This is a genomic window from Pseudomonas sp. PGPR N4, from assembly GCF_059693665.1.
In genome coordinates, this window is sequence record NZ_JCAUKV010000001.1 from 1,477,854 (window position 1) to 1,498,568 (window position 20,715).

Consider the following 20,715-nt stretch of genomic DNA (forward strand, 5'->3'; position numbering starts at 1 on the left):
GTCGGGGAATGCGCGGCACTTTAACAACAATCCTTGACCATGAAAACCCCTCTTTTAAAAAAAATCTCAAAAAAACAGCAAGTTAGTCAGGCGCCAGCCGCTGTATGACCGCCTGTCGGCAAAGCTCGTCCAGCTAAAAAACCAAATCCCTGCAGCCCTGCCCAATAGTCAAGTAACCCAGCGCTTACAAGGAGGGCGCCATGCCAGTTTCCCATGACCTGTACCAAGACCTGCACTACCCCCGCGAAATCGTTCAGCAGCGCCGCCAGCAGGATCAGACCCTTGATCGCCTGCTCGACGAGTACGTCGATATCGACAACCAGGTGCTGGCTGCCGAGGCCATCTCGGCGGGCTATACCAGCGATGATGACCTGCACCGCCTCAAGGAACGTCGTTTGTCGATCAAGTACATGATTGATCGTCAGCTCAAGCGCGAGGACTGAGGCTGTTCATTTGGCAGTGGCGCATGACCACTGCCAGTGGTCACTGACCGGTCGGTAGTCGCCCACAATCGCCTGGCTACTCGCCGGGAAGATTGCCTGCCAGCGGTGCCTGCGGCGAAAATGGTCACTCACTGAGGGCGCTAACCGCCCTGCCCCGCCTGCGAGGACCACCCGCTTGTCTGCCTGGATTCCCACGCCGCTTCGCCACTTGCGCCGCCGCTCGCGTACCGATGCGCAAGGCGACTGCCAGCTGTTGAGCTACTTCGAGGACAAGGCCAGGCAGCGCGGCTATAGCTTGAGCGAAGGCCAACGCCGGGTTATCGAGCGCATGACGCAACAGCTTGCCGCGCTGGCTGATGGCCAGGCGCGCAGCTTGTATCTGTATGGATCGGTTGGCCGCGGCAAGAGCTGGCTACTCGATGGCTTTTACCAGGCGCTGGAGGTTGAGGCCAAGCTGCGCCTGCACTTCCACGATTTCTTCGCTCGTCTGCATCAGGGCATGCACCGCCATCGCGGCGCCGACAATGCCATGGCGGCGACCCTGGATGAACTGATTGGCGACTGCCAGGTGCTGTGCTTCGACGAGTTCCATGTGCACGACATCGGCGATGCGATGCTGCTCACCCGGCTGTTCAGCGCGCTGTTCGAGCGCAATGTATTTGTCGTCCTGACCTCCAACTATGCCCCCGAAGGCCTGCTGCCCAACCCGCTTTACCATGAGCGGTTCTTGCCAGTGATCCGCCTGATCAACAGCCGCATGCTGGTGCTGGAAGTGGGCGGCGACGTCGACTTTCGCAGCCTGCCGGCCAACCGCGCGCACCAGCGTTTTACTCAGGGCCACTACGTCTGGCCCGGCACAGCTGAGCAACGCCTGGCCCTGGCGCTGCCTGAAACCCAGCCGCTGACCCTGGACATCAATCACCGCCCGCTGCGCGCCCTGGCCAGCCAGGATCGACAGGTGCACTTCAGCTTTGTCGATCTGTGCGAGCAGGCCACGGCGGTGGTGGATTATCTAGAGCTGGCCAGCCGTTACGATCGCTGGATCATCGACGACCTGGAAGACCTGGCCGAATGTTCGCTCGCAGCGCAGCAACGCTTCGTCAACCTGGTCGATGTGCTGTACGACCAAGACTGCGAGCTGGTGCTGATTGGCCGCTATCCGCTCGAGCAGAGCCTGGGTGGCGCCATTGCCGACCTGATGCGCAGCCGCAGCCGTCTCGGCCAGCTGCATCAGGTCGGCACGACTGTGCTTTAACCTGCGCGGGGCAGATCGGCCAGCACCGCTTCGATTTCGCCAAGCACAGCCGGGTCATCCAGCGTTGACGGTGGTACATAGGCCTGACCGTCAGCGATCTTGCGCAGCACCGCGCGCAGAATCTTGCCGGAGCGTGTCTTGGGCAAGCGCTTGACCAACCGCACCCGGTTGAAGCATGCCAGCGCACCGATCTGCTCGCGCACACTGGCAACCAGTTCAGCCTGCAATTTTTGCTCGGCTAGCTCTTCGCCGTCCTTGAGTACCACCAACGCCAACGGCACCTGGCCCTTGATGTCGTCGTGCACACCGATCACCGCGCACTCGGCAACCGCTGCATGGCGGGCGACCAGATCTTCCATTTCGCCGGTAGACAACCGATGCCCAGAGACGTTGATGACGTCATCGGTGCGACCCATGATGTAGACGAAGCCGTCATCGTCCAGGTAGCCGCCATCACCGGTATGGTAGTAGCCCGGATAGGTGTGCAGATACGCCTGCAGATAGCGCTGATGATCACCCCACAGCGTCTGGCTGCAGCCCGGCGGCAGCGGCAGGGCGATGACGATCGCGCCCTGTTGATTCGGCCCGAGCAAATGCCCGTCGTCGTCCAGCACCTGCACGTGGTAGCCCGGTACTGCGCGGTTGCTCGACCCGGGGCGTGCGGCGCTGCCTTCAAGGCCGACACAGGGTGCGGTCACCGGCCAGCCGGTTTCGGTCTGCCACCAGTGGTCATGCACCGGCTTGCCGGTGACCTGCTCCAGCCATTGATGGGTGCTTGAATCAAGCTTTTCCCCGGCCAGGAACAATTGGCGCAGGGAGCTCAGGTCATACCCGGCGAGCAGTTCGCCCTGGGGGTCTTCCTTGCGGATCGCGCGCATCGCCGTCGGCGCGCAGAACAAGGCATTCACCTGATACTGCTCGACCACCCGCCAGTACGCGGCGGCGTCCGGGGTGCGGATCGGCTTGCCTTCATAGAACACCGTGGTGCAACCGGTCATCAGCGGCCCGTAGACGATCAGCGAGTGACCGACCACCCAGCCCACATCGGAAATCCCCCACCAGACATCGCCCGCCTGCATGCCATAGATATGGCGCATGGTGTAGCTCAAGGCGACCGCGTTGCCGCCGTTTTCGCGGACGATGCCCTTGGGTTTGCCGGTGGTGCCGGAGGTGTACATGATATATAGCGGGTCGGTTGCACTGAGCTCGACCGGCGCCACAGACTGCGCGTTGACCAGTGCCTGTTGCCAGTCCAGGTCACGCCCAGGCTGCAGCGCGGCCTTGGCCTGTGGCCGCTGCAGCACCAGCACGTGGCGGGGCTGATGGGTGGCCAGTTGCAGCGCGCGATCGATCAGCGGCTTGTATTCGATGACCCGATCAAACTCCAGCCCGCAGGAGGCCGTGAGCACCAGGGTCGGCTTGGCATCATCGATACGCAGGGCCAGCTCGTTGGCGGCAAAACCGCCGAACACCACCGAGTGCACTGCGCCAATCCGCGCGCAGGCGAGCATGGCCATGGCCGCCTGCGGCACCATCGGCATGTAGATGACGACACCGTCGCCCTTGCGCACGCCCAACTCGCGCAGCAGCCCGGCCAGACGCGCAACTTCATCGCGCAGCTCAAGGTAGCTGAAACGCTGCTGGGTGGCGGTTACCGGCGAGTCGTAGATCAACGCGGTCTGCTCGCCACGGCCTTGTTCGATCTGGTGATCCAGGGCCAGGTAGCAGCTGTTCAGGCGCCCGTCGGCAAACCAGCAATGGCTGCCGTCGGTGTTGTTGATCAGGGTCTGGCGCGGCTTGTGGTACCAGGCCAGCTGGTCGGCCTGTTCGGCCCAGAAGGCCACAGGGTCGGAAATGGAACGGGCGTAGCTGTGCTGGTAGGTCATGTCAGTCGCAACCCGATACTTGTTGTTATTGAAGGGCGAGCCTGCAGTATGGACCTGCCTGACGCACCTGCCATGGGACTAAAGTCCATAACCGACCTGCAAATTCGCAGCAGCAGGCGCTATCAAGGCGGCGCTTTTGATACGCGCCAAGCAGCGAGCAAGGCTCTAGAATAGCCATCACCTTGATCAATGAGCACAGCATGGATATCGAACAGGCACGCACCTTTCTGGAGATTGTGCGCTGCGGCAGCCTGGTCGCCGCCGCCGAGGGCCTGTGCGTGTCGCAGACGGCAATCACCGCGCGGGTGCAGCGTCTTGAGCAGCAGCTAGGTTGCCAGCTGTTTGTCCGCAGCCGCAGCGGCGCCAGCCTGACCGCAGACGGCGAAGCCTTCGTCACCTACGCCCACCAACTGGTGGAAACCTGGGAGGCCGCCCGCCGTGACCTGCCGCTGCCGCAGGGTTGTCAGCAGCTGCTGCACCTGGGCGGCGAAACCAGCCTGGGCAACCCGCTGCTGCTCGACTGGGTCAGTGCGCTGTACCGCGAGATGCCCAGCCATGCCATCCGCAGCGAGGTCAGCGACGGCGAATCGTTGCTGCGCAAGGTCGAGCGCGGCTTGCTCGATGCTGCGCTGGTCTATCAGCCCATCTACGGGCCTGGCCTGCAGGTGGAGCAGTTGATGGAAGAAAAACTGGTGCGCATCCGCCACGTAGAACGGCCAGAGCCTTATGTGTATATCGACTGGGGCGAGACGTTTCGCCGCCAGCATGATGCCGCCCTGCCCGACTGTGCCCGCCCAGCGCTGAGCTTCAACCTCGGCCCGCTGGCCTTGCAGTTCATTCTCGAGCACGGTGGCAGCGGTTATTTCCGTACACGGGTGGTGCAGGCTTATCTGGACAGCGGCGTGTTCGAGCGGGTGCCGCAAGCGCCGGAATTCACCTACCCGACTTTTCTGGTGTACACCCGCAAGCACGACAGCGCCGCCTTGCAGCAGGCCTTCGGCGTGCTGCGCCGGCAGGTCGCAGCGGGCGTCAGTGACTGGTCACAACGCTGGGACCCGCTCATCTGAAGCAAGCGTGCTGTGGTTGAGCAACTGGCGCTTGAGACCGGCAATCAGGTCGGTCTGGGTGATCACCCCGACCAGCTTGCCGTCATCGAGTACCGGCAGGCAGTGCAAGCCTTGCTCGCACAGCAATGGCAGCAGACGCTCCAGCGGGTGCTGGCTACTGACACTGATCACCCGCCGGCTCATCACCTGCTCCAGCACCACCGGCCTGCGCCGCCACAGCCCACGCCAGCTGAACCGCGCCCGCGCCATGGCCGCCGTCAGCACATCACTGAGGCTGACGATGCCGACCAGGCGCCCCTCCGCCAGTACTGGCAGCGTCTTCAGGTGGTGGCTGGCGAGCATCTGCCAGGCTTGCTCCAGCGTGGTCTGCGGGCTGGCAAATTGCACATCGCGGGACATCACCGAAGCCGCGGTGATACCACCTAGACTGCGCTGCAAGGCATGCTGTTCAGTGGCCAGAAGAATACGCTCAAGCTCGTCACGGCTGACGTCAACGTACTCGCCGATGTCTTCCAGAGCCTGATCGAGGTCGTCGCTGCTGAAACCTACCCGGGCGCTGGGCACTGGGTCGTGGGTGTGGTGCAGATCCTTGCGCGGCAAGCCAGGCTTGGGATAGCGCACGCCGGTCAGCCGGTTGTAGACCACCGCCACTGCGACCAGCACCAGCGCATTGAGCATGATTGGCTCGAGCAGATGATCGCCCATGGCGACCAGCCCGGAATCGGCCAGTACCGCGCTGACCGCTACTCCGCCGCCCGGCGGGTGCAGGCAGCGCAGCAGGCACATGACCAACAACGACAAGCCCAGCGCAGCGCCAGCCACCCACAGCTCGCTGCCCAGGTGCTGGCGCATGACCAAGCCGATTACGCCCGCCAGCGCGTAGCTGCCCAGCACCGACCACGGCTGCGCCAGCGGCCCGGCGTGCACGGCGAAAACCAGCACGGCTGTTGCCGCCAGAGGGCCAAGCAAATGCAGCGCAATGGAGGGACCATAGGCCAGGCTGCATAGCCAACCTGCCAGGCACAGGCCGAGCAAGGCACCGACGCCTGCGCGCAGCCATTCTTTGGGAGGAATATTGAGGGGCGCCGGCATCAGGCGCTGCAACAGGGGTTCGGGACGCGAGGCAGACATCGGCAGAACGTGCTCTTCAACTTGGCCGGGATGAGCCATTTCAGAGCAAGAGTGTGCCGCGCGCACTATTGTGGGGCAAATTCAAAATAATGCGGTTTGGGCTCAATAATTTTGCAGCATCAGCGTAGGCCGTTCAGCGGCCTTTGCCGGGCAGCTCGATGCTCACTCGCAGGCCGCCTTGAGGGCTTTCCTGCAGGGAGATGGCGCCACCCCAGGCGTCGACGATATCGCGCACGATACCCAAGCCCAGGCCGTGACCATTGACCTGCTCGTCCAGCCGCGAACCTCGCTCGAGCACGTGCACGCGTTTTTCCTCAGGAATGCCCGGGCCGTCATCATCCACCCATAACTGATAACCGGTGGCGCTCGTGGCGATACCCAGGCGAACTTCACTGTCAGCCCATTTGCAGGCATTGTCGAGCAGGTTGCCGAGCAGCTCGAGCAGGTCCTCGCGGTCCCAAGGCAGCAGCAGTCCGGCGGGCGTATCGCTTTCGAGCAGCAGACCTTCACCATGAATCATGCCCAAGGTTGCCAGCAGGCTTGGCAACTCCGCATCGCAATCAAACTGCGCGCCGGGCAGAGCATCGCCCGCCAACCGCGCACGGTTGAGTTCACGTTCCAGACGCTGCTGGATCTGTTCGAGCTGCTCGCGCATTTGCGTGCGTACCTCAGGCAAATCGCGCAAGCGCTCGCTGGAGGCCAGGCTGAGCAGAACCGCCATCGGCGTTTTCAACGCATGGCCAAGATTGCCCAGCGCATTGCGCGAGCGGCGCAGGCTGTCTTCAGTGTGGGCCAGCAGATGGTTGACTTGATCGACCAGCGGCTGCAGCTCGCTGGGTACTTCGGCATCCAGCTGTGAGCGCTGACCTTGCTGCAGTTGCGCGATCTGCTGGCGGGCTCGCTCCAATGGCCGGAGCGAGCGGGTAACAGTGATGCGCTGCAATACCAGCACCAGCACCAGGGCGATCAGGCCCATGCCCAAGCCGATCTGCTGCATGCGCTGAAAGCCCTGGCGTACTGGTGAATAATCCTGCGCGACGCTGATCGAGATGTCCTGACCCAGGCGCCGATAGTCAGCACGCAGGGCCAGCAACTGTTGGCCTTCAGGACCTAGTACATGGGTATCTTCGAGTCCCGGCTTGGCCGGCTTGGGCATGTCCAGGTCCCACAATGAGCGAGATCGCCAGCTGCCCTGCTCGAAGTCGATGCGAAAGTAATACCCGGAAAACGGCCGCTGGTAGGCCGCCGAGATGCGCCGCTCGTCCAGCTGCAGACCATCCGGGCCGCGCACCAGCGCCACTAGCAGGTTCTCGCTTTCCTTGCGCAAACCGACTTCGAGGTAACGCTGCAGGCCGGCCTCGAACAGCCACAGGGTCAACTGTGCAAAGGCCAGCCCGATCACTACCAATACGGCGATAAGGCCAACACTCAAGCGTGCCTGGATCGACTTCACGGCGTGCTGCCGGCGTAGACATAACCTTGCCCGCGACGGGTTTCGATGACGCTGCGGCCGAGTTTACGCCGCAGGTGATTGACGTGCACCTCAAGCACGTTGGAGTCGCGCTCGGTTTCGCCGTCATACAGGTGCTCGGCCAGATGCCCCTTGGACAGCACCTGGCCGGGATGCAGCATGAAGTAGCGCAGCAGGCGAAACTCCGCCGCGGTCAGTTGCACATCGACACCCTCGCGGCTGACACACTGGCGGCTTTCGTCCAAGTGCAGGCCGGCTGCTTCAAGCTTGGGCTGATTGGCCAGGCCGCGCGCGCGGCGCAGCAGTGCCTGAATGCGCAGTTGCAGCTCTTCAGGGTGGAACGGCTTGCTCAGGTAATCGTCGGCGCCGGCCTTCAAGCCTTCGATGCGCTCGGCCCACGAGCCGCGCGCCGTCAGGATCAGCACTGGCGTGGCCAACCCGCCTGCACGCCACTGGGCGAGGACTTCCAATCCCGGCAAGCCGGGCAAGCCAAGGTCGAGAATGATCAGATCGTAGGGCTCGCTCTGGCCTTGATAGACCGCATCACGGCCGTCTGCCAGCCAGTCGACGGCATAGCCCTGACGCTGCAGGCCGGCAGTCAGCTCATCGGCCAGCGGCACGTTATCCTCGACCAGCAACAGGCGCATTCAGTCGTCCTCCTCGTCTTTGAGCAGCACACCGCTGCGAGCATCCAGCTTGATTTCGCGCACCACCCCTTCAAGGGTCAGCAGCTCGACCTCGTATTCATAGCGGCCATGTTTTTCTTCAAGCTCTGCCTCAAGCAGACGTGCCCCGGGGTAACGCCCCAGGGCAGAGTCGAGCAGATGCTCAAGCGGCAGGATGATGCCCTTTTGCCGCAGCGCGAGGGCTTCATCCTGGTCAAGATCACGCGCCAGCGCCAGTGAACACACGGCCATCAGGGCCAGCGCCAGGTAGCGCGGCGTGCGCGATAGCGGGCTCATTATTTGTCTTGGGCGTTTTTCAGTATTTCGCCGGTCTTGGCATCCAGATCAACGTCCCATTCAACGTTCTGCGCATCACGCAGTTCGACCTTGAGGATGTAGCGGCCGTATTCGTTTTCAAGCTCGGAGTCGGTGATGGTTGAACCAGGATGCTTGGCCTTGGCAGTCTCGGCCAGTTTCTGCAATGGCTGCACGGTGCCGGCTTTTTCCAGGGCGCTGATTTCATGCGCCGGCACGTCGGCCAGGGCAGCGGTGGCAGCAACAGACAGGGCAGCAGCAGTGAACAGGGCAGTCAAAGTTTTCATGAGTATCTCTCCATCGGGATATGCAAGTTGTCTACGGGGTTAAGATTAACCACGGCTCCTTAAGCCAACCTGAAATTGCTCGCGGGCATGATAGCGCATGCCTCGAGCACTGTTGCAGTGGGTGCGCAAGCGCCACCGGGCAGCTGACCACACAGGCACAACCACTCACTGCGGCCATGCTGGTAGAATCGCCGCCATTCTCGCTTGCAACAGAGTTACTACCCCGTGGAAATTTTCAAAGAGTTCACCTTCGAATCGGCCCATCGCCTGCCCAATGTCGCGCCTGGTCATAAATGCGGCCGCTTGCACGGCCACTCGTTCAAGGTTGCCCTGCACCTGACCGGCCCGCTTGACCCGCATACTGGCTGGATCCGCGACTTCTCCGAGATCAAGGCGATTTTCAAGCCGATCTACGAGCAGCTCGACCACAACTACCTGAACGACATTCCTGGCCTGGAAAACCCCACCAGCGAAGTGATCGCGGTGTGGATCTGGCAGCAGGTGAAACCGCTGCTGCCAGAACTGTCCAAGGTGCGTATTCACGAAACCTGCACCAGCGGCTGCGAGTACAGCGGCGCGTAGGCGGTTTCACTCTATCGAGGGTTTCGGGTGCGGCGGCACGCATGGGTTGTCGATACACATCAGCAACACACCCGGCCTGCCGCGGCCTGTATTCAGATACCCTTGCCCGTTCTCTACCAGTCGGCGCACCTTGACAGCTTCAAGGCCGCCATAGAGAGACAGGTTCAGGTGCAGACCGCCCTCCACCAAGCGCTCCGGATTCAGGCATGCGATGTGCCAGAGCGGCGTCTTCAAGCCCTTTCTGAGTTTGTAGAGCGGCAAGTCGAGATCAATCTGCGTGTCTACCGGCAGTTTTACCACCGGCGCGACACCGATCGGATCTTTCAGGGCTATTACCCCTTCTTTATCGGTCAGGCTTCCAGCTTTGGCGTCTGTAGGGTAAAAACCCAGATAGCCGCTCCTGCTCACGTCCAACCAGTAGTTGAGCCTGGGATACTGGTCGCCGTTGCGGCCAGTATAGGCCGGGCGGATCTCGTAGACGTAGCCCAGCGCATGGCGATAGGTGCCGAACCAGAAGGTATCGACACCGAGCGATTGTCGTAAATCTTCACCCTGCCATTCGTCCGGCGGAAATGAATCTGGCCGTGTTCCGTCATAATTGCGGCTCGCTATCAACCAGCCGCTGTCGCTATTCCAGGTATCGAACTCGGTCCAGAGCGGCCGGGACAGGTCGTCGCCGTCCTCCCATACCGCAGGGGTCGAAACATAATCTGCAAGTTGCCAGCGGCAGCGGGCGGTAAAACTCAGTTCAGGCATGAATACAAGGCTGCTCATCACGTCACTCCAGCTTGAAGGAGCGATGAACGCTAAGGACTGCTGGCGCCGCGCGGCATCTGGAAGGCTACCCCAGCACGTCCTTGAGAAACGACGGTGCGATGTAGCGCTGGTAATGTGCTTCGGACAACAGGAAGAACTCCCGGTCGATGGCGTCGCGCAACTGTGGCAGATCCCAGCCACGAAACTCAGGCAACAGCGCCATGCCATAGGCCTCAAGGTCACGGATCATCCGCGCGCCCCTGGCAATCAATTGATAGGCCCAGCAGTACTCTGACTGCTGCACGACGAAGCGGATCGAACGCTGCTCCAGTTGCTGGCGCAAGCAGTCTTTGTCGAACACTTCAAGCTTGGCCATCATCACTTGCACCAGCAACTGCTCCAAGCGCAGCCAGACTGCCCGCTTGGCCTCCTCGCTGTAGCCGTTCCAGTGGATCACTTCATGATGAAAGCGCTTGCAGCCGCGGCATACAAGGTCGCCGTAGACGGTCGAGCAGAGCCCGACGCACGGGGTTTTGATGGACTGATTGGACATGAACAGACAACAGCTTGGCGGTGGCACACGGCTCCATGTTAGCCCTTTGTATAACCAGGGTCACTTGTTAAAGTCGCATCCCGCGCCTTACTTTTGTTCAGTTTTTGCCGTAGAATCAACCCGCCTTTTCAAGGCAACAATGTCCGTTGGAAGCTGTTTTCAAAGCGTCACGAAGCACAGTTAATCCGGTAGAACGGTGTTGGCCGGCCCATGCAGCCCTCGCATGCGCCGCGCCAACCCCTCATCAGCGCTCCGTTCTACAGGCGTAAAACTTTGAAAACAGCTTCTGCAAGGATTTTCCGCACGCCTGGCTGGACGGCTCACGAAGCCGTATTGCGCATGGCCGCGTTGAATTCTGGATGAGCGTCCCGGACTCCCTTTAGGGACCACTGATGAGGGTAATAACTGTGCTTGAAGCCTACCGCAAACATATCGAAGAGCGTAAAGCCCTGGGCATCGTGCCCCAGCCGCTGAACGCCGAACAGACTGCAGGCCTGGTCGAACTGTTGAAAAACCCGCCAGCCGGCGAAGAAGCCTTCCTCGTTGACCTGATCACCAACCGCGTACCACCAGGCGTTGACGAAGCTGCCTACGTCAAGGCCGGTTTCCTCTCGGCCATCGCTAAGGGCGAAGCCACTTCGCCACTGCTCGACCGCAAGCATGCCACCGAGCTGCTCGGCACCATGCAGGGCGGCTACAACATCGAGACTTTGGTCGCGCTGCTGGACGACGCCGAACTGGCTGCCGTCGCGGCCGAACAGCTCAAGCACACCCTGCTGATGTTCGATGCTTTCCATGACGTCGCCGAAAAAGCCAAGGCGGGCAACGCCCACGCCAAGGCTGTGCTGGAGTCCTGGGCCAATGGCGAGTGGTTCACCAAGCGCCCTGAAATTGCCGAAAAGTACACCCTGACCGTGTTCAAGGTGCCTGGCGAAACCAACACCGACGACCTCTCCCCTGCCCCGGATGCCTGGTCGCGCCCTGATATCCCGCTGCACGCCCTGGCCATGCTGAAAATGGCCCGTGACGGCATCGAGCCTGAGCAACCAGGCTCGGTCGGTCCGCTCAAGCAGATCGAAGCCATGCGCGCCAAAGGCTTCCCGGTCGCCTACGTCGGTGACGTGGTCGGTACCGGTTCGTCGCGTAAATCGGCAACCAACTCGGTACTGTGGTTCTTCGGTGACGATATCCCCAACGTGCCGAACAAGCGCGCTGGCGGTTTCTGCTTCGGCACCAAGATCGCTCCGATCTTCTACAACACCATGGAAGACGCCGGCGCCCTGCCAATCGAATTCGACTGCAGCAACCTGGCCATGGGCGACGTCATCGACGTGTACCCGTTCAAAGGTGAAGTACGCCGTCACGAAAGCGACGAGCTGGTCACCACCTTCGAACTGAAGACGCCAGTCCTGCTCGACGAAGTCCGTGCTGGCGGCCGTATCCCGCTGATCGTTGGCCGTGGCTTGACCGACAAGGCGCGCACCGAGCTGGGCATGGGTCCAACCGACCTGTTCAAACTGCCGGACGCACCGGTCGATACTGGCAAGGGCTTCACCCTGGCGCAGAAAATGGTTGGCCGTGCCTGCGGCATGCCAGAAGGCCAGGGCGTACGTCCAGGCGCCTACTGCGAACCGAAGATGACCACCGTGGGTTCGCAAGACACCACTGGCCCGATGACCCGCGACGAGCTCAAAGACCTCGCCTGCCTGGGCTTCTCGGCTGACCTGGTCATGCAGTCGTTCTGCCACACCGCGGCTTACCCGAAGCCAATCGACGTCACCACCCACCACACCCTGCCGGATTTCATCCGCACCCGTGGCGGCGTGTCGCTGCGTCCTGGCGACGGCATCATCCACAGCTGGCTGAACCGCATGCTGCTGCCTGACACCGTCGGCACCGGCGGCGACTCGCACACCCGCTTCCCGATCGGCATCTCGTTCCCGGCCGGTTCCGGCCTGGTCGCCTTCGCCGCTGCCACCGGCGTGATGCCGCTGGACATGCCAGAGTCGATCCTGGTTCGCTTCAAGGGCAAGCTGCAGCCTGGCATCACCCTGCGTGACCTGGTCCATGCGATCCCGTACTACGCCATTCAGCAAGGCCTGCTGACCGTCGAGAAGAAAGGCAAGATCAACGCCTTCTCGGGTCGCATCCTGGAGATCGAAGGCCTCGACGAGCTGACTGTCGAGCAAGCGTTCGAGCTGTCCGACGCTTCCGCCGAGCGCTCTGCTGCTGGCTGCACCATCAAGCTGCCGGAAAAAGCGGTTGCCGAATACCTGCAGTCGAACATCACCCTGCTGCGCTGGATGATCAGCGAAGGCTACGGCGATGCGCGGACCATGGAGCGCCGTGCGCAAGCCATGGAAGCCTGGCTGGCCAACCCGCAGCTGCTGTCTGCAGACGCCGATGCCGAATACGCCGAGATCATCGAAATCGACCTGGCCGACGTCAAAGAGCCTGTGCTCTGCGCGCCGAACGACCCGGACGACGCCCGCCTGCTGTCTTCGGTACAGGGCGAGAAGATCGACGAAGTGTTCATCGGCTCGTGCATGACCAACATTGGTCACTTCCGCGCTGCTGGCAAGCTGCTGGAGAAGGTCAAGGGCGGTATTCCGACCCGTCTGTGGCTGGCTCCGCCAACCAAGATGGACGCTCACCAGCTGACCGAAGAAGGCTACTACGGCATCTACGGCAAAGCTGGCGCGCGCATGGAAATGCCAGGTTGCTCGCTGTGCATGGGTAACCAGGCACGTGTGCAGACCGGTTCGACCGTGGTTTCCACGTCGACCCGTAACTTCCCTAACCGTCTGGGCGATGCCACCAACGTCTACCTGGCTTCGGCCGAGCTGGCAGCAGTGGCTTCGATCATCGGCAAGCTGCCGACCATCGAAGAGTACATGCAGTACGCCAAAGACATCGACAGCATGGCTGCCGACGTCTACCGCTACCTGAGCTTCGACCAGATCGCCGAGTTCCGTGACGCTGCGGAAAGCGCCAAGATCCCGGCTGTTCAGGTCTAATACCTGCAACAAGCGCCTAGCGCGGTAAAAAAGAAGCCCCGGCAGTGATGCCGGGGCTTTTTTATGCGGTGCTTTTGTTGCCGTTCAGCTTGGGCGAAGCCGGTGCACAGCGATGTGGCTAGAAGCTGTCCGCCGGCACCCGCACCCAGCCTTCCATCAACACGCGAGCACTGCGGCTCATGATGGCCTTGGTCACGGTCCACTGGCCGTCTACCTGGCGCGCCTCGGCACCGACGCGCAATGTCCCGGACGGGTGCCCAAAGCACACCGCAGTGCGTTCACCACCGCCTGCAGCCAGGTTGACCAGCGTACCGGGGATAGCGGCTGCGGTGCCGATGGCGACTGCTGCAGTACCCATCATGGCGTGGTGCAGTTTGCCCATCGACAACGCGCGCACCAGCAGGTCGATATCTGCCGCCGCGACCGCTTTGCCACTGGACGCAGCATAAGCAGCCGGTGCCGCGACGAAGGCCACCTTGGGGGTGTGCTGACGTTCGCGGGCCTGCTCGAGGTTGCTGATCAAGCCCATGCGCAGTGCGCCATAGGCGCGAATGGTCTCGAAGCGCGCCAGCGCTTGCGGGTCAGCATTGATCGCATCCTGCAATTCGGTGCCGCTGTAACCGAGGTCTTGCGCATTGAGGAAAATGGTCGGGATGCCGGCGTTGATCAGAGTCGCCTTGAACGTGCCAACCCCTGGCACTTCCAGGTCATCAACCAGGTTACCGGTGGGGAACATCGCACCACCGCCTTCATCATCGGCGGCCGGCTCGACGAACTCCAGTTGCACTTCGGCAGCAGGGAACGTCACCCCGTCCAGCTCGAAGTCACCGGTCTCCTGCACTTCGCCGTTGCTGATCGGCACGTGGGCAATGATGGTCTTGCTGATGTTGGCCTGCCAGATACGCACCGTGGCAGTGCCGTTGTGCGGGATGCGCGCTGGGTCGACCAAGCCGCTGCTAATAGCGAACGAGCCGACCGCTGCCGAGAGGTTTCCGCAGTTGCCGCTCCAGTCGACAAACGCCTTGTCGATGGCGACCTGGCCGAACAGGTAATCAACGTCGTGCTCAGGCTTGGTAGTGGTCGAGACGATCACCGCCTTGCTGGTACTCGAAGTGCCGCCGCCCATGCCGTCGGTCTGCTTGCCGTATGGGTCGGGGCTGCCAATCACGCGCAGGATCAGCGCGTCCCGGGCAGGCCCGGGCTGGCGAGCGCGCTCCGGTAAATCTTGCAGGGAGAAAAACACGCCTTTGCTGGTACCACCACGCAAGTAGGTGGCGGGGATTTTGATCTGCGGTGCGTAGGTCATGATTGAGTCCTATGAATTCTGCGGTCTAGCCGGGGCCGCTGCGCGCCCCTTCGCGGGTGAACCCGCTCCCACAGGCACCGCGCAAACCCTGTGGGAGCGGGTTCACCCGCGAAGGGCCGCACAGCGGCCCCGGTACTCAGGCGGTAGCTTCGAGGAAATCCTGGGCGAAGCGCTGCAGCACCCCGCCCGCTTCGTAGATGGAAACCTCTTCGGCGGTATCCAGGCGGCAGGTCACCGGTACCTCGAGGCGCTCGCCGTTGCGGCGGGTGACCACCAGGGTGAGGGTCGCCCGCGGGGTGCGCCGGCCGAGCACGTCGTAGCTTTCGCTGCCATCGAGGCCGAGGGTGTTGCGGTCGGTGCCGGCCTGGAACTCCAGCGGCAACACCCCCATACCGACCAGATTGGTGCGGTGAATGCGCTCGAAGCCTTCGGCAACGATCGCCTCGACCCCGGCCAGGCGCACGCCCTTGGCGGCCCAGTCGCGTGACGAGCCTTGGCCGTAATCCGCACCGGCAACGATGATCAGCGGCTGCTTGCGCTGCATGTAGGTTTCGATCGCTTCCCACATGCGCACCACCTGCCCTTCCGGCTCAAGCCGCGCCAGCGAACCCTGCTGCACGCTGCCATCGGCCTTGCGCACCATTTCGTTGAACAGCTTGGGGTTGGCAAAGGTGGCGCGCTGGGCAGTCAGGTGATCGCCGCGGTGGGTTGCGTAGGAATTGAAGTCTTCCTCGGGCAGGCCCATCTTCGCCAGGTATTCACCGGCGGCGCTGTCGAGCATGATCGCATTCGACGGCGACAGGTGATCAGTGGTGATGTTGTCCGGCAGCACCGCCAGCGGGCGCATGCCGCGCAGGCTGCGCTCACCGGCCAGGGCGCCTTCCCAGTACGGCGGGCGACGAATGTAGGTGCTCATCGGGCGCCAGTCGTACAGCGGCGGGACCTTGGGCCCGGTGTCTTCTTCGATGGCGAACATCGGGATGTACACACTGCGGAACTGCTCGGGCTTGACCGCGGCACCGACCACGGCATCGATCTCGGCATCGCTGGGCCAGATGTCCTTGAGGCGGATTTCCTTGCCGTCGACCACACCCAGCACATCCTTCTCGATATCGAAGCGGATGGTCCCGGCAATGGCGTAGGCCACCACCAGCGGCGGCGAGGCGAGGAACGCCTGCTTGGCGTACGGGTGGATGCGCCCGTCGAAGTTGCGGTTGCCCGACAACACCGCGGTGGCGTACAGGTCGCGGTCGATGATCTCCTGCTGGATAACCGGATCGAGCGCGCCAGACATACCGTTGCAGGTGGTGCAGGCGAAGGCGACGATGCCAAAGCCCAGTTGCTCCAGCTCATGTTCGAGCCCGGCTTCCTGCAGGTACAGCTTGACCGCCTTGGAACCCGGCGCCAGCGACGACTTGACCCACGGCTTGCGGGTCAGCCCAAGGCGGTTGGCGTTGCGGGCGATCAAGCCGGCGGCGATCACGTTGCGCGGGTTGCTGGTATTGGTGCAGCTGGTGATGGCAGCGATGATCACGGCGCCGTCCGGCATCTGCCCGGGCACATCCTGCCAGGCCCCGGCGATGCCCTTGGCGGCCAGCTCGCTGGTGGCCACGCGGGCATGCGGGTTGGATGGCCCGGCCATGTTGCGCACCACGCTCGACAGGTCGAAGCTGAGGACACGCTCGTAAACCGCGTCGACCAGGCTGTCGGCCCAGAGGCCGGCGACTTTGGCGTAGTTCTCGACCAGTTGCACCTGCTGCTCTTCGCGGCCGGTCAGGCGCAGGTAGTCGATGGTCTGCTGGTCGATGGCGAACATCGCCGCAGTGGCACCGTATTCCGGAGCCATGTTGGAGATGGTGGCGCGGTCGCCCAAGGTCAGCGCGCGGGCGCCCTCACCGTAGAACTCCAGATAGGCGCCGACCACCTTCTGCTTGCGCAGAAACTCGGTCAGGGCCAGAACCAGGTCGGTGGCGGTGATGTTTGGCTGCAGGCGGCCGGTCAGCTCGACGCCGACGATTTCCGGCAGGCGCATCCACGAGGCGCGACCGAGCATGACGTTCTCGGCTTCAAGGCCGCCCACACCAATGGCGATGACGCCCAGTGCATCGACATGCGGGGTGTGGCTGTCGGTGCCGACGCAGGTGTCCGGGTAGGCTACGCCGCGCTCGCTGTGGATCACCGGCGACATCTTCTCCAGGTTGATCTGGTGCATGATGCCGTTGCCGGGCTGGATCACATCAACGTTCTTGAAGGCTTTCTTGGTCCAGTTGATGAAATGAAAGCGGTCTTCGTTGCGCCGGTCTTCGATGGCGCGGTTGCGCTCGAAAGCCTGCGGATCGTAGCCACCGCACTCGACGGCCAGGGAGTGGTCGACGATCAGTTGCACGGGCACTACCGGGTTGACCTGGGCCGGGTCGCCGCCCTTGTCGGCGATCGCGTCGCGCAGGCCTGCCAGGTCGACCAGGGCGGTCTGGCCAAGAATGTCGTGGCACACCACCCGCGCCGGGAACCAGGGGAAGTCGAGATCGCGTTTGCGTTCGATCAACTGCTCCAGCGAGGCATTGAGGGTGGCTGGATCACAGCGGCGCACCAGGTTTTCGGCCAGTACGCGGGAGGTGTACGGCAGACCTGCGTAGGCGCCGGGCTTGATCGCCTCGACCGCTGCGCGGGCATCGAAATAGTCCAGGCCGGAGCCTGGCAGGGCCTTGCGGAAGGTGCTGTTCATATAGTTATCAGGCTCACGGTATTGGTTGGTAAAGCTGGGGGCGCTGAGCGCCCCTTTCGCGACGCAAGGCCGCTCCTACAAAAGCACCGCAGTCCACTGTAGGAGCGCCCTTGTGTCGCGATAGGGCTGCAGAGCAGCCCCCGACACCCGCAGCCTCAACGCTGCTCTATCGGCACATACTCACGCTGCTCGACCCCGACATACTCCGCACTCGGGCGAATGATCCGGTTGTTGGCACGCTGCTCGAACACATGCGCCGCCCAGCCGGTCAGCCGCGAGCAGACGAAGATCGGCGTGAACAGCTCGGTCGGAATGCCCATGAAGTGATACGCCGAGGCATGGTAGAAGTCGGCGTTGGGGAACAGCTTCTTCTGCTCCCACATGGTCTTGTCGATCGCTTCGGAAATCGGATACAGCACGGTGTCGCCGGCTTCATCAGCGAGCTGTTTGGCCCAGCCCTTGATCACCTCGTTGCGCGGGTCGGACTCTTTGTAGATCGCATGGCCAAAGCCCATGATCTTGTCCTTGCGCTCGAGCATCTGCAGCAGCTCGGCGGTCGCTTCCTGCGGGCTCTGGAAGCGCTCGATCAAGGCCATCGCCGCTTCGTTGGCGCCGCCATGCAGTGGGCCGCGCAGCGAGCCGATCGCCGCGGTAACGCAGGAATACAGGTCAGACAGGGTCGAGGCACAGACCCGGGCGGTAAAGGTCGAAGCGTTGAACTCATGCTCGGCGTACAGAATCAGCGAGACGTTCATCACCTTCACATGCAGTTCGCTCGGCTTCTTGCCGTGCAGCAGTTGCAGGAAGTGCCCGCCGAGGGTGTCTTCATCGCTGTTGCAGTCGATGCGCACGCCATGGTGGCTGAAGCGGTACCAGTAGCACATGATCGCCGGGAACAGCGCGAGCAGGCGATCGGTCTTGTCCTGTTGGGTGTCGAAGGTCAGCTCCGGCTCAAGCGTGCCGAGCATCGAGCAGCCGGTGCGCATGACGTCCATCGGGTGGGTATCACGGGGAATGCGCTCAAGCACCTCCTTGAGCGCCTGAGGCAGATCACGCAGCGCCTTGAGCTTGCGCTTGTAGTCGTTGACTTCGGCTTTGCTGGGTAGCTCGCCGTACAGCAGCAGGTAGGCGACCTCTTCAAATTCGGCATGCTTTGCCAGGTCACGCACATCGTAACCACGGTAGGTCAGGCCGGCACCGGCCTGGCCAACGGTCGACAGCGCGGTCTGGCCGGCCACCTGGCCACGCAGGCCTGCGCCACTGAGTACTTTTGCTTCGGCCATGGGGCTTCTCCTTTATTGAACTTGTTATGGAATTGCTGGCTAATCCGGGCGACTGCTAACTGAGTGTCAGCCTTTTTTCTGGGCAAACAGCTCATCGAGGCTCTGCTCGAAGGCGTGGTAGCCGATGGCATCGTAGAGCTCCATGCGAGTCTGCATGGTGTCGATGACGTTTTGCTGAGTGCCATCGCGGCGCAGTGCGGTGTAGACGTTTTCCGCTGCTTTGTTCATGGCGCGGAACGCCGATAGCGGGTACAGCACCAGCGACACGTCGACCGCTGCCAGCTGTTCGGTGGTGTACAGCGGGGTAGCGCCGAACTCGGTGATGTTGGCCAGGATCGGCGCCTGCACGCGCTCGGCAAAGGTCTTGTACATTGCCAGTTCAGTGATCGCCTCGGGGAAGATCATGTCAGCCCCCGCCTCGACACAGGCGGCGGCGCGGTCCAGCGCGGCGTTGAGGCCCTCTACTGCCAGCGCGTCAGTGCGCGCCATGATCACGAAGCTGTCGTCCAGGCGCGCATCGACGGCGGCCTTGATCCGGTCGACCATCTCCTGCTGGGTGACGATCTCCTTGTTAGGCCGGTGGCCGCAACGCTTGGCCCCAACCTGGTCTTCGATATGAATGGCCGCGGCGCCGAACTTGTTCATCGAACGCACGGTGCGCGCCACGTTGAATGCCGAAGCGCCAAAGCCGGTGTCGACATCCACCAGCAACGGCAGGTCGCAGACGTCGGTGATGCGCCGCACGTCGGTGAGTACGTCATCCAGACCGGTGATACCCAGGTCTGGCAGGCCAAGCGAGCCGGCGGCGACGCCACCACCGGACAGGTAGATGGCCTTGAACCCGGCGCGTTTGGCCAGCAACGCGTGGTTGGCGTTGATCGCGCCGACCACCTGCAAAGGATGTTCAGCGGCAACCGCGTCGCGGAAACGTTGGCCTGGCGTGCTCTTCACAGTCATGACTCACCTCGTGGGCTGTTGTTGTCTACGCCTTCATAGTGGCGCGCGATATTGCGTTTGGAGGCGCCGATATGGCGGCGCATCAGCAGTTCGGCCAGCTCGCCGTCGCGGTCGGCAATCGCATCGAGGATGCGGTGATGCTCGGCGAAAGCCTGATGCGGGCGGTTAGGCGTGGCGGAAAACTGGATGCGGTACATGCGCACCAGCTGGTACAGCTCGCCGCAGAGCATCTGCACCAGGGTCTGGTTGCCGCTGCCCTGAATGATGCGGTAGTGGAAGTCATAGTCGCCTTCCTGCTGGTAGTAGCCCACCCCGGCCTGGAACGCGGCATCGCGCTCGTGGGTGTCGAGCACCCGGCGCAGTTCGTCGATCTCGGCCGCACTCATGCGCTCGGCGGCCAGCCGACAGGCCATGCCCTCGAGCGATTCGCGGATCTCGTACAGTTCGATCAGTTCGGCGTGGCTCAGCGATACCACGCGAGCACCAACATGCGGCACCCGCACCAGCAAGCGCTGGCCTTCGAGGCGATGGATGGCCTCGCGCAATGGGCCCCGGCTGATGCCGTAGGTGCGCGCCAGCTCCGGCTCGGAGATCTTGCTGCCTGGGGCGATTTCGCCTTTGACGATGGCAGCCTGGATACGCCGGAAGACGTTTTCCGAAAGCGTCTCGCTTTCTTCCACTATGGTCGGCGGGGCTTGGCTGAGTTCCAGCATATTGTCGACACCTTGATCTTCAATAGCCACAAAACTAGCTAAACCGACTCGAATAGTCAAAGCCAAAATGCACATTGTCGACAATCGTCTAACGGCGAACTTAAAGCGCGTCAGCACTGTCAGATTGCGACGCGCTGGCGTCAAGACGTCGCCGTGGTAGAATGCCGCGCTTCCCTGAGGGGGCATCAACAGTCCGCCTGTCGTCGTATGTCATTTGTGTAGTCATTTGTATAAGTGTCGACAGATCAAAAGGATGCTTGGCCAGTCGCCTTGCCCTGAACCCAGCACAGCACCGCGCCAGGA

The 20,715-nt window shown here is 62.4% G+C and carries 18 protein-coding genes; 5 read left to right on the forward strand and 13 right to left on the reverse strand.

Annotation, left to right across the window (positions count from 1 at the left end; all coding sequences use genetic code 11):
- Positions 1-200: 200 nt before the first annotated feature.
- Complete coding sequence (locus AC58X1_RS06640; protein ID WP_101320974.1) at positions 201-443, forward strand: DUF465 domain-containing protein; 243 nt, start codon at positions 201-203, stop codon at positions 441-443.
- Positions 444-618: 175 nt separating this feature from the next.
- Entirely contained in the window at positions 619-1,698 is a 1,080-nt protein-coding gene (gene zapE, locus AC58X1_RS06645; RefSeq protein WP_497428556.1) for a cell division protein ZapE, read from the forward strand.
- On the opposite strand, the gene AC58X1_RS06650 is transcribed toward zapE, so the two are convergent.
- The gene (locus tag AC58X1_RS06650; protein WP_497428557.1) at positions 1,695-3,584 is read right to left on the reverse strand and encodes a propionyl-CoA synthetase; all 1,890 of its coding nucleotides are present in this window, start codon (positions 3,582-3,584) and stop codon (positions 1,695-1,697) included. The two genes, zapE and AC58X1_RS06650, sit on opposite strands and share 4 nt — an antisense overlap.
- Before the next feature lie 200 nt (positions 3,585-3,784).
- Between AC58X1_RS06650 and AC58X1_RS06655 the strand changes: the two genes are divergently transcribed.
- Positions 3,785-4,651, forward strand: coding sequence for a LysR family transcriptional regulator (locus AC58X1_RS06655; RefSeq protein WP_101320981.1), 867 nt, complete (start codon positions 3,785-3,787; stop codon positions 4,649-4,651).
- On the opposite strand, the gene AC58X1_RS06660 is transcribed toward AC58X1_RS06655, so the two are convergent.
- The 5 genes from AC58X1_RS06660 to AC58X1_RS06680 form a co-directional block, all read right to left on the reverse strand.
- Positions 4,625-5,782: an HPP family protein gene (locus tag AC58X1_RS06660; RefSeq protein WP_150569855.1), complete on the reverse strand. Its 1,158-nt coding sequence runs from the start codon at positions 5,780-5,782 to the stop codon at positions 4,625-4,627. The two genes, AC58X1_RS06655 and AC58X1_RS06660, sit on opposite strands and share 27 nt — an antisense overlap.
- A gap of 133 nt (positions 5,783-5,915) precedes the next feature.
- On the reverse strand, positions 5,916-7,235 hold the full coding sequence (locus tag AC58X1_RS06665) for a sensor histidine kinase (RefSeq protein ID WP_497428558.1): 1,320 nt from the start codon (positions 7,233-7,235) through the stop codon (positions 5,916-5,918).
- Positions 7,232-7,900: a response regulator transcription factor gene (locus tag AC58X1_RS06670; protein ID WP_101320987.1), complete on the reverse strand. Its 669-nt coding sequence runs from the start codon at positions 7,898-7,900 to the stop codon at positions 7,232-7,234. The genes AC58X1_RS06665 and AC58X1_RS06670 overlap by 4 nt, the downstream gene beginning before the upstream one ends.
- On the reverse strand, positions 7,901-8,215 hold the full coding sequence (locus tag AC58X1_RS06675) for a PepSY domain-containing protein (RefSeq protein WP_101320990.1): 315 nt from the start codon (positions 8,213-8,215) through the stop codon (positions 7,901-7,903). It abuts the gene before it with no gap.
- The gene (locus tag AC58X1_RS06680) at positions 8,215-8,520 is read right to left on the reverse strand and encodes a PepSY domain-containing protein (RefSeq protein ID WP_103437942.1); all 306 of its coding nucleotides are present in this window, start codon (positions 8,518-8,520) and stop codon (positions 8,215-8,217) included. The genes AC58X1_RS06675 and AC58X1_RS06680 overlap by 1 nt, the downstream gene beginning before the upstream one ends.
- Before the next feature lie 225 nt (positions 8,521-8,745).
- Between AC58X1_RS06680 and queD the strand changes: the two genes are divergently transcribed.
- Positions 8,746-9,102, forward strand: coding sequence for a 6-carboxytetrahydropterin synthase QueD (gene queD / locus AC58X1_RS06685; RefSeq protein WP_101320994.1), 357 nt, complete (start codon positions 8,746-8,748; stop codon positions 9,100-9,102).
- A 6-nt stretch (positions 9,103-9,108) separates the two neighbouring features.
- On the opposite strand, the gene AC58X1_RS06690 is transcribed toward queD, so the two are convergent.
- Both AC58X1_RS06690 and AC58X1_RS06695 read right to left on the reverse strand, forming a co-directional pair.
- Positions 9,109-9,876, reverse strand: a complete 768-nt coding sequence (locus AC58X1_RS06690; protein ID WP_497428559.1) for a hypothetical protein — start codon at positions 9,874-9,876, stop codon at positions 9,109-9,111.
- Positions 9,877-9,943: 67 nt separating this feature from the next.
- Positions 9,944-10,411 carry a DUF1289 domain-containing protein gene (locus AC58X1_RS06695; RefSeq protein ID WP_101320998.1) on the reverse strand — a complete coding sequence of 156 codons (468 nt, stop codon included), beginning with the start codon at positions 10,409-10,411 and terminating at the stop codon, positions 9,944-9,946.
- A gap of 407 nt (positions 10,412-10,818) precedes the next feature.
- Between AC58X1_RS06695 and acnB the strand changes: the two genes are divergently transcribed.
- The gene (gene acnB / locus AC58X1_RS06700; protein ID WP_220634178.1) at positions 10,819-13,428 is read left to right on the forward strand and encodes a bifunctional aconitate hydratase 2/2-methylisocitrate dehydratase; all 2,610 of its coding nucleotides are present in this window, start codon (positions 10,819-10,821) and stop codon (positions 13,426-13,428) included.
- A 118-nt stretch (positions 13,429-13,546) separates the two neighbouring features.
- Here the strand turns inward: acnB and prpF are convergent, their stop codons facing one another.
- The 5 genes from prpF to AC58X1_RS06725 form a co-directional block, all read right to left on the reverse strand.
- Entirely contained in the window at positions 13,547-14,734 is a 1,188-nt protein-coding gene (gene prpF, locus AC58X1_RS06705) for a 2-methylaconitate cis-trans isomerase PrpF (RefSeq protein ID WP_181108132.1), read from the reverse strand.
- 136 nt (positions 14,735-14,870) lie between these two features.
- Complete coding sequence (gene acnD / locus AC58X1_RS06710; protein ID WP_150569850.1) at positions 14,871-17,459, reverse strand: Fe/S-dependent 2-methylisocitrate dehydratase AcnD; 2,589 nt, start codon at positions 17,457-17,459, stop codon at positions 14,871-14,873.
- Between the two features lie 155 nt (positions 17,460-17,614).
- Complete coding sequence (gene prpC / locus AC58X1_RS06715) at positions 17,615-18,742, reverse strand: bifunctional 2-methylcitrate synthase/citrate synthase (RefSeq protein WP_497428560.1); 1,128 nt, start codon at positions 18,740-18,742, stop codon at positions 17,615-17,617.
- A 66-nt stretch (positions 18,743-18,808) separates the two neighbouring features.
- On the reverse strand, positions 18,809-19,699 hold the full coding sequence (gene prpB / locus AC58X1_RS06720) for a methylisocitrate lyase (RefSeq protein WP_401182439.1): 891 nt from the start codon (positions 19,697-19,699) through the stop codon (positions 18,809-18,811).
- Complete coding sequence (locus AC58X1_RS06725) at positions 19,696-20,412, reverse strand: GntR family transcriptional regulator (RefSeq protein ID WP_497428561.1); 717 nt, start codon at positions 20,410-20,412, stop codon at positions 19,696-19,698. The genes prpB and AC58X1_RS06725 overlap by 4 nt, the downstream gene beginning before the upstream one ends.
- Positions 20,413-20,715 lie beyond the last annotated feature (303 nt).

What these genes read in the sequence shown, in the direction of transcription:
- AC58X1_RS06640 (WP_101320974.1), top strand. Translation starts at nt 201, where the DNA reads ATGCCAGTTTCCCATGACCTGTACCAAGACCTGCACTACCCCCGCGAA.
- AC58X1_RS06650 (WP_497428557.1), bottom strand. Translation starts at nt 3,584, where the DNA reads ATGACCTACCAGCACAGCTACGCCCGTTCCATTTCCGACCCTGTGGCC.
- AC58X1_RS06655 (WP_101320981.1), top strand. Translation starts at nt 3,785, where the DNA reads ATGGATATCGAACAGGCACGCACCTTTCTGGAGATTGTGCGCTGCGGC.
- AC58X1_RS06660 (WP_150569855.1), bottom strand. Translation starts at nt 5,782, where the DNA reads ATGTCTGCCTCGCGTCCCGAACCCCTGTTGCAGCGCCTGATGCCGGCG.
- AC58X1_RS06670 (WP_101320987.1), bottom strand. Translation starts at nt 7,900, where the DNA reads ATGCGCCTGTTGCTGGTCGAGGATAACGTGCCGCTGGCCGATGAGCTG.
- AC58X1_RS06675 (WP_101320990.1), bottom strand. Translation starts at nt 8,215, where the DNA reads ATGAGCCCGCTATCGCGCACGCCGCGCTACCTGGCGCTGGCCCTGATG.
- AC58X1_RS06680 (WP_103437942.1), bottom strand. Translation starts at nt 8,520, where the DNA reads ATGAAAACTTTGACTGCCCTGTTCACTGCTGCTGCCCTGTCTGTTGCT.
- AC58X1_RS06690 (WP_497428559.1), bottom strand. Translation starts at nt 9,876, where the DNA reads ATGAGCAGCCTTGTATTCATGCCTGAACTGAGTTTTACCGCCCGCTGC.
- AC58X1_RS06695 (WP_101320998.1), bottom strand. Translation starts at nt 10,411, where the DNA reads ATGTCCAATCAGTCCATCAAAACCCCGTGCGTCGGGCTCTGCTCGACC.
- prpF (WP_181108132.1), bottom strand. Translation starts at nt 14,734, where the DNA reads ATGACCTACGCACCGCAGATCAAAATCCCCGCCACCTACTTGCGTGGT.
- acnD (WP_150569850.1), bottom strand. Translation starts at nt 17,459, where the DNA reads ATGAACAGCACCTTCCGCAAGGCCCTGCCAGGCTCCGGCCTGGACTAT.
- prpC (WP_497428560.1), bottom strand. Translation starts at nt 18,742, where the DNA reads ATGGCCGAAGCAAAAGTACTCAGTGGCGCAGGCCTGCGTGGCCAGGTG.
- prpB (WP_401182439.1), bottom strand. Translation starts at nt 19,699, where the DNA reads ATGACTGTGAAGAGCACGCCAGGCCAACGTTTCCGCGACGCGGTTGCC.
- AC58X1_RS06725 (WP_497428561.1), bottom strand. Translation starts at nt 20,412, where the DNA reads ATGCTGGAACTCAGCCAAGCCCCGCCGACCATAGTGGAAGAAAGCGAG.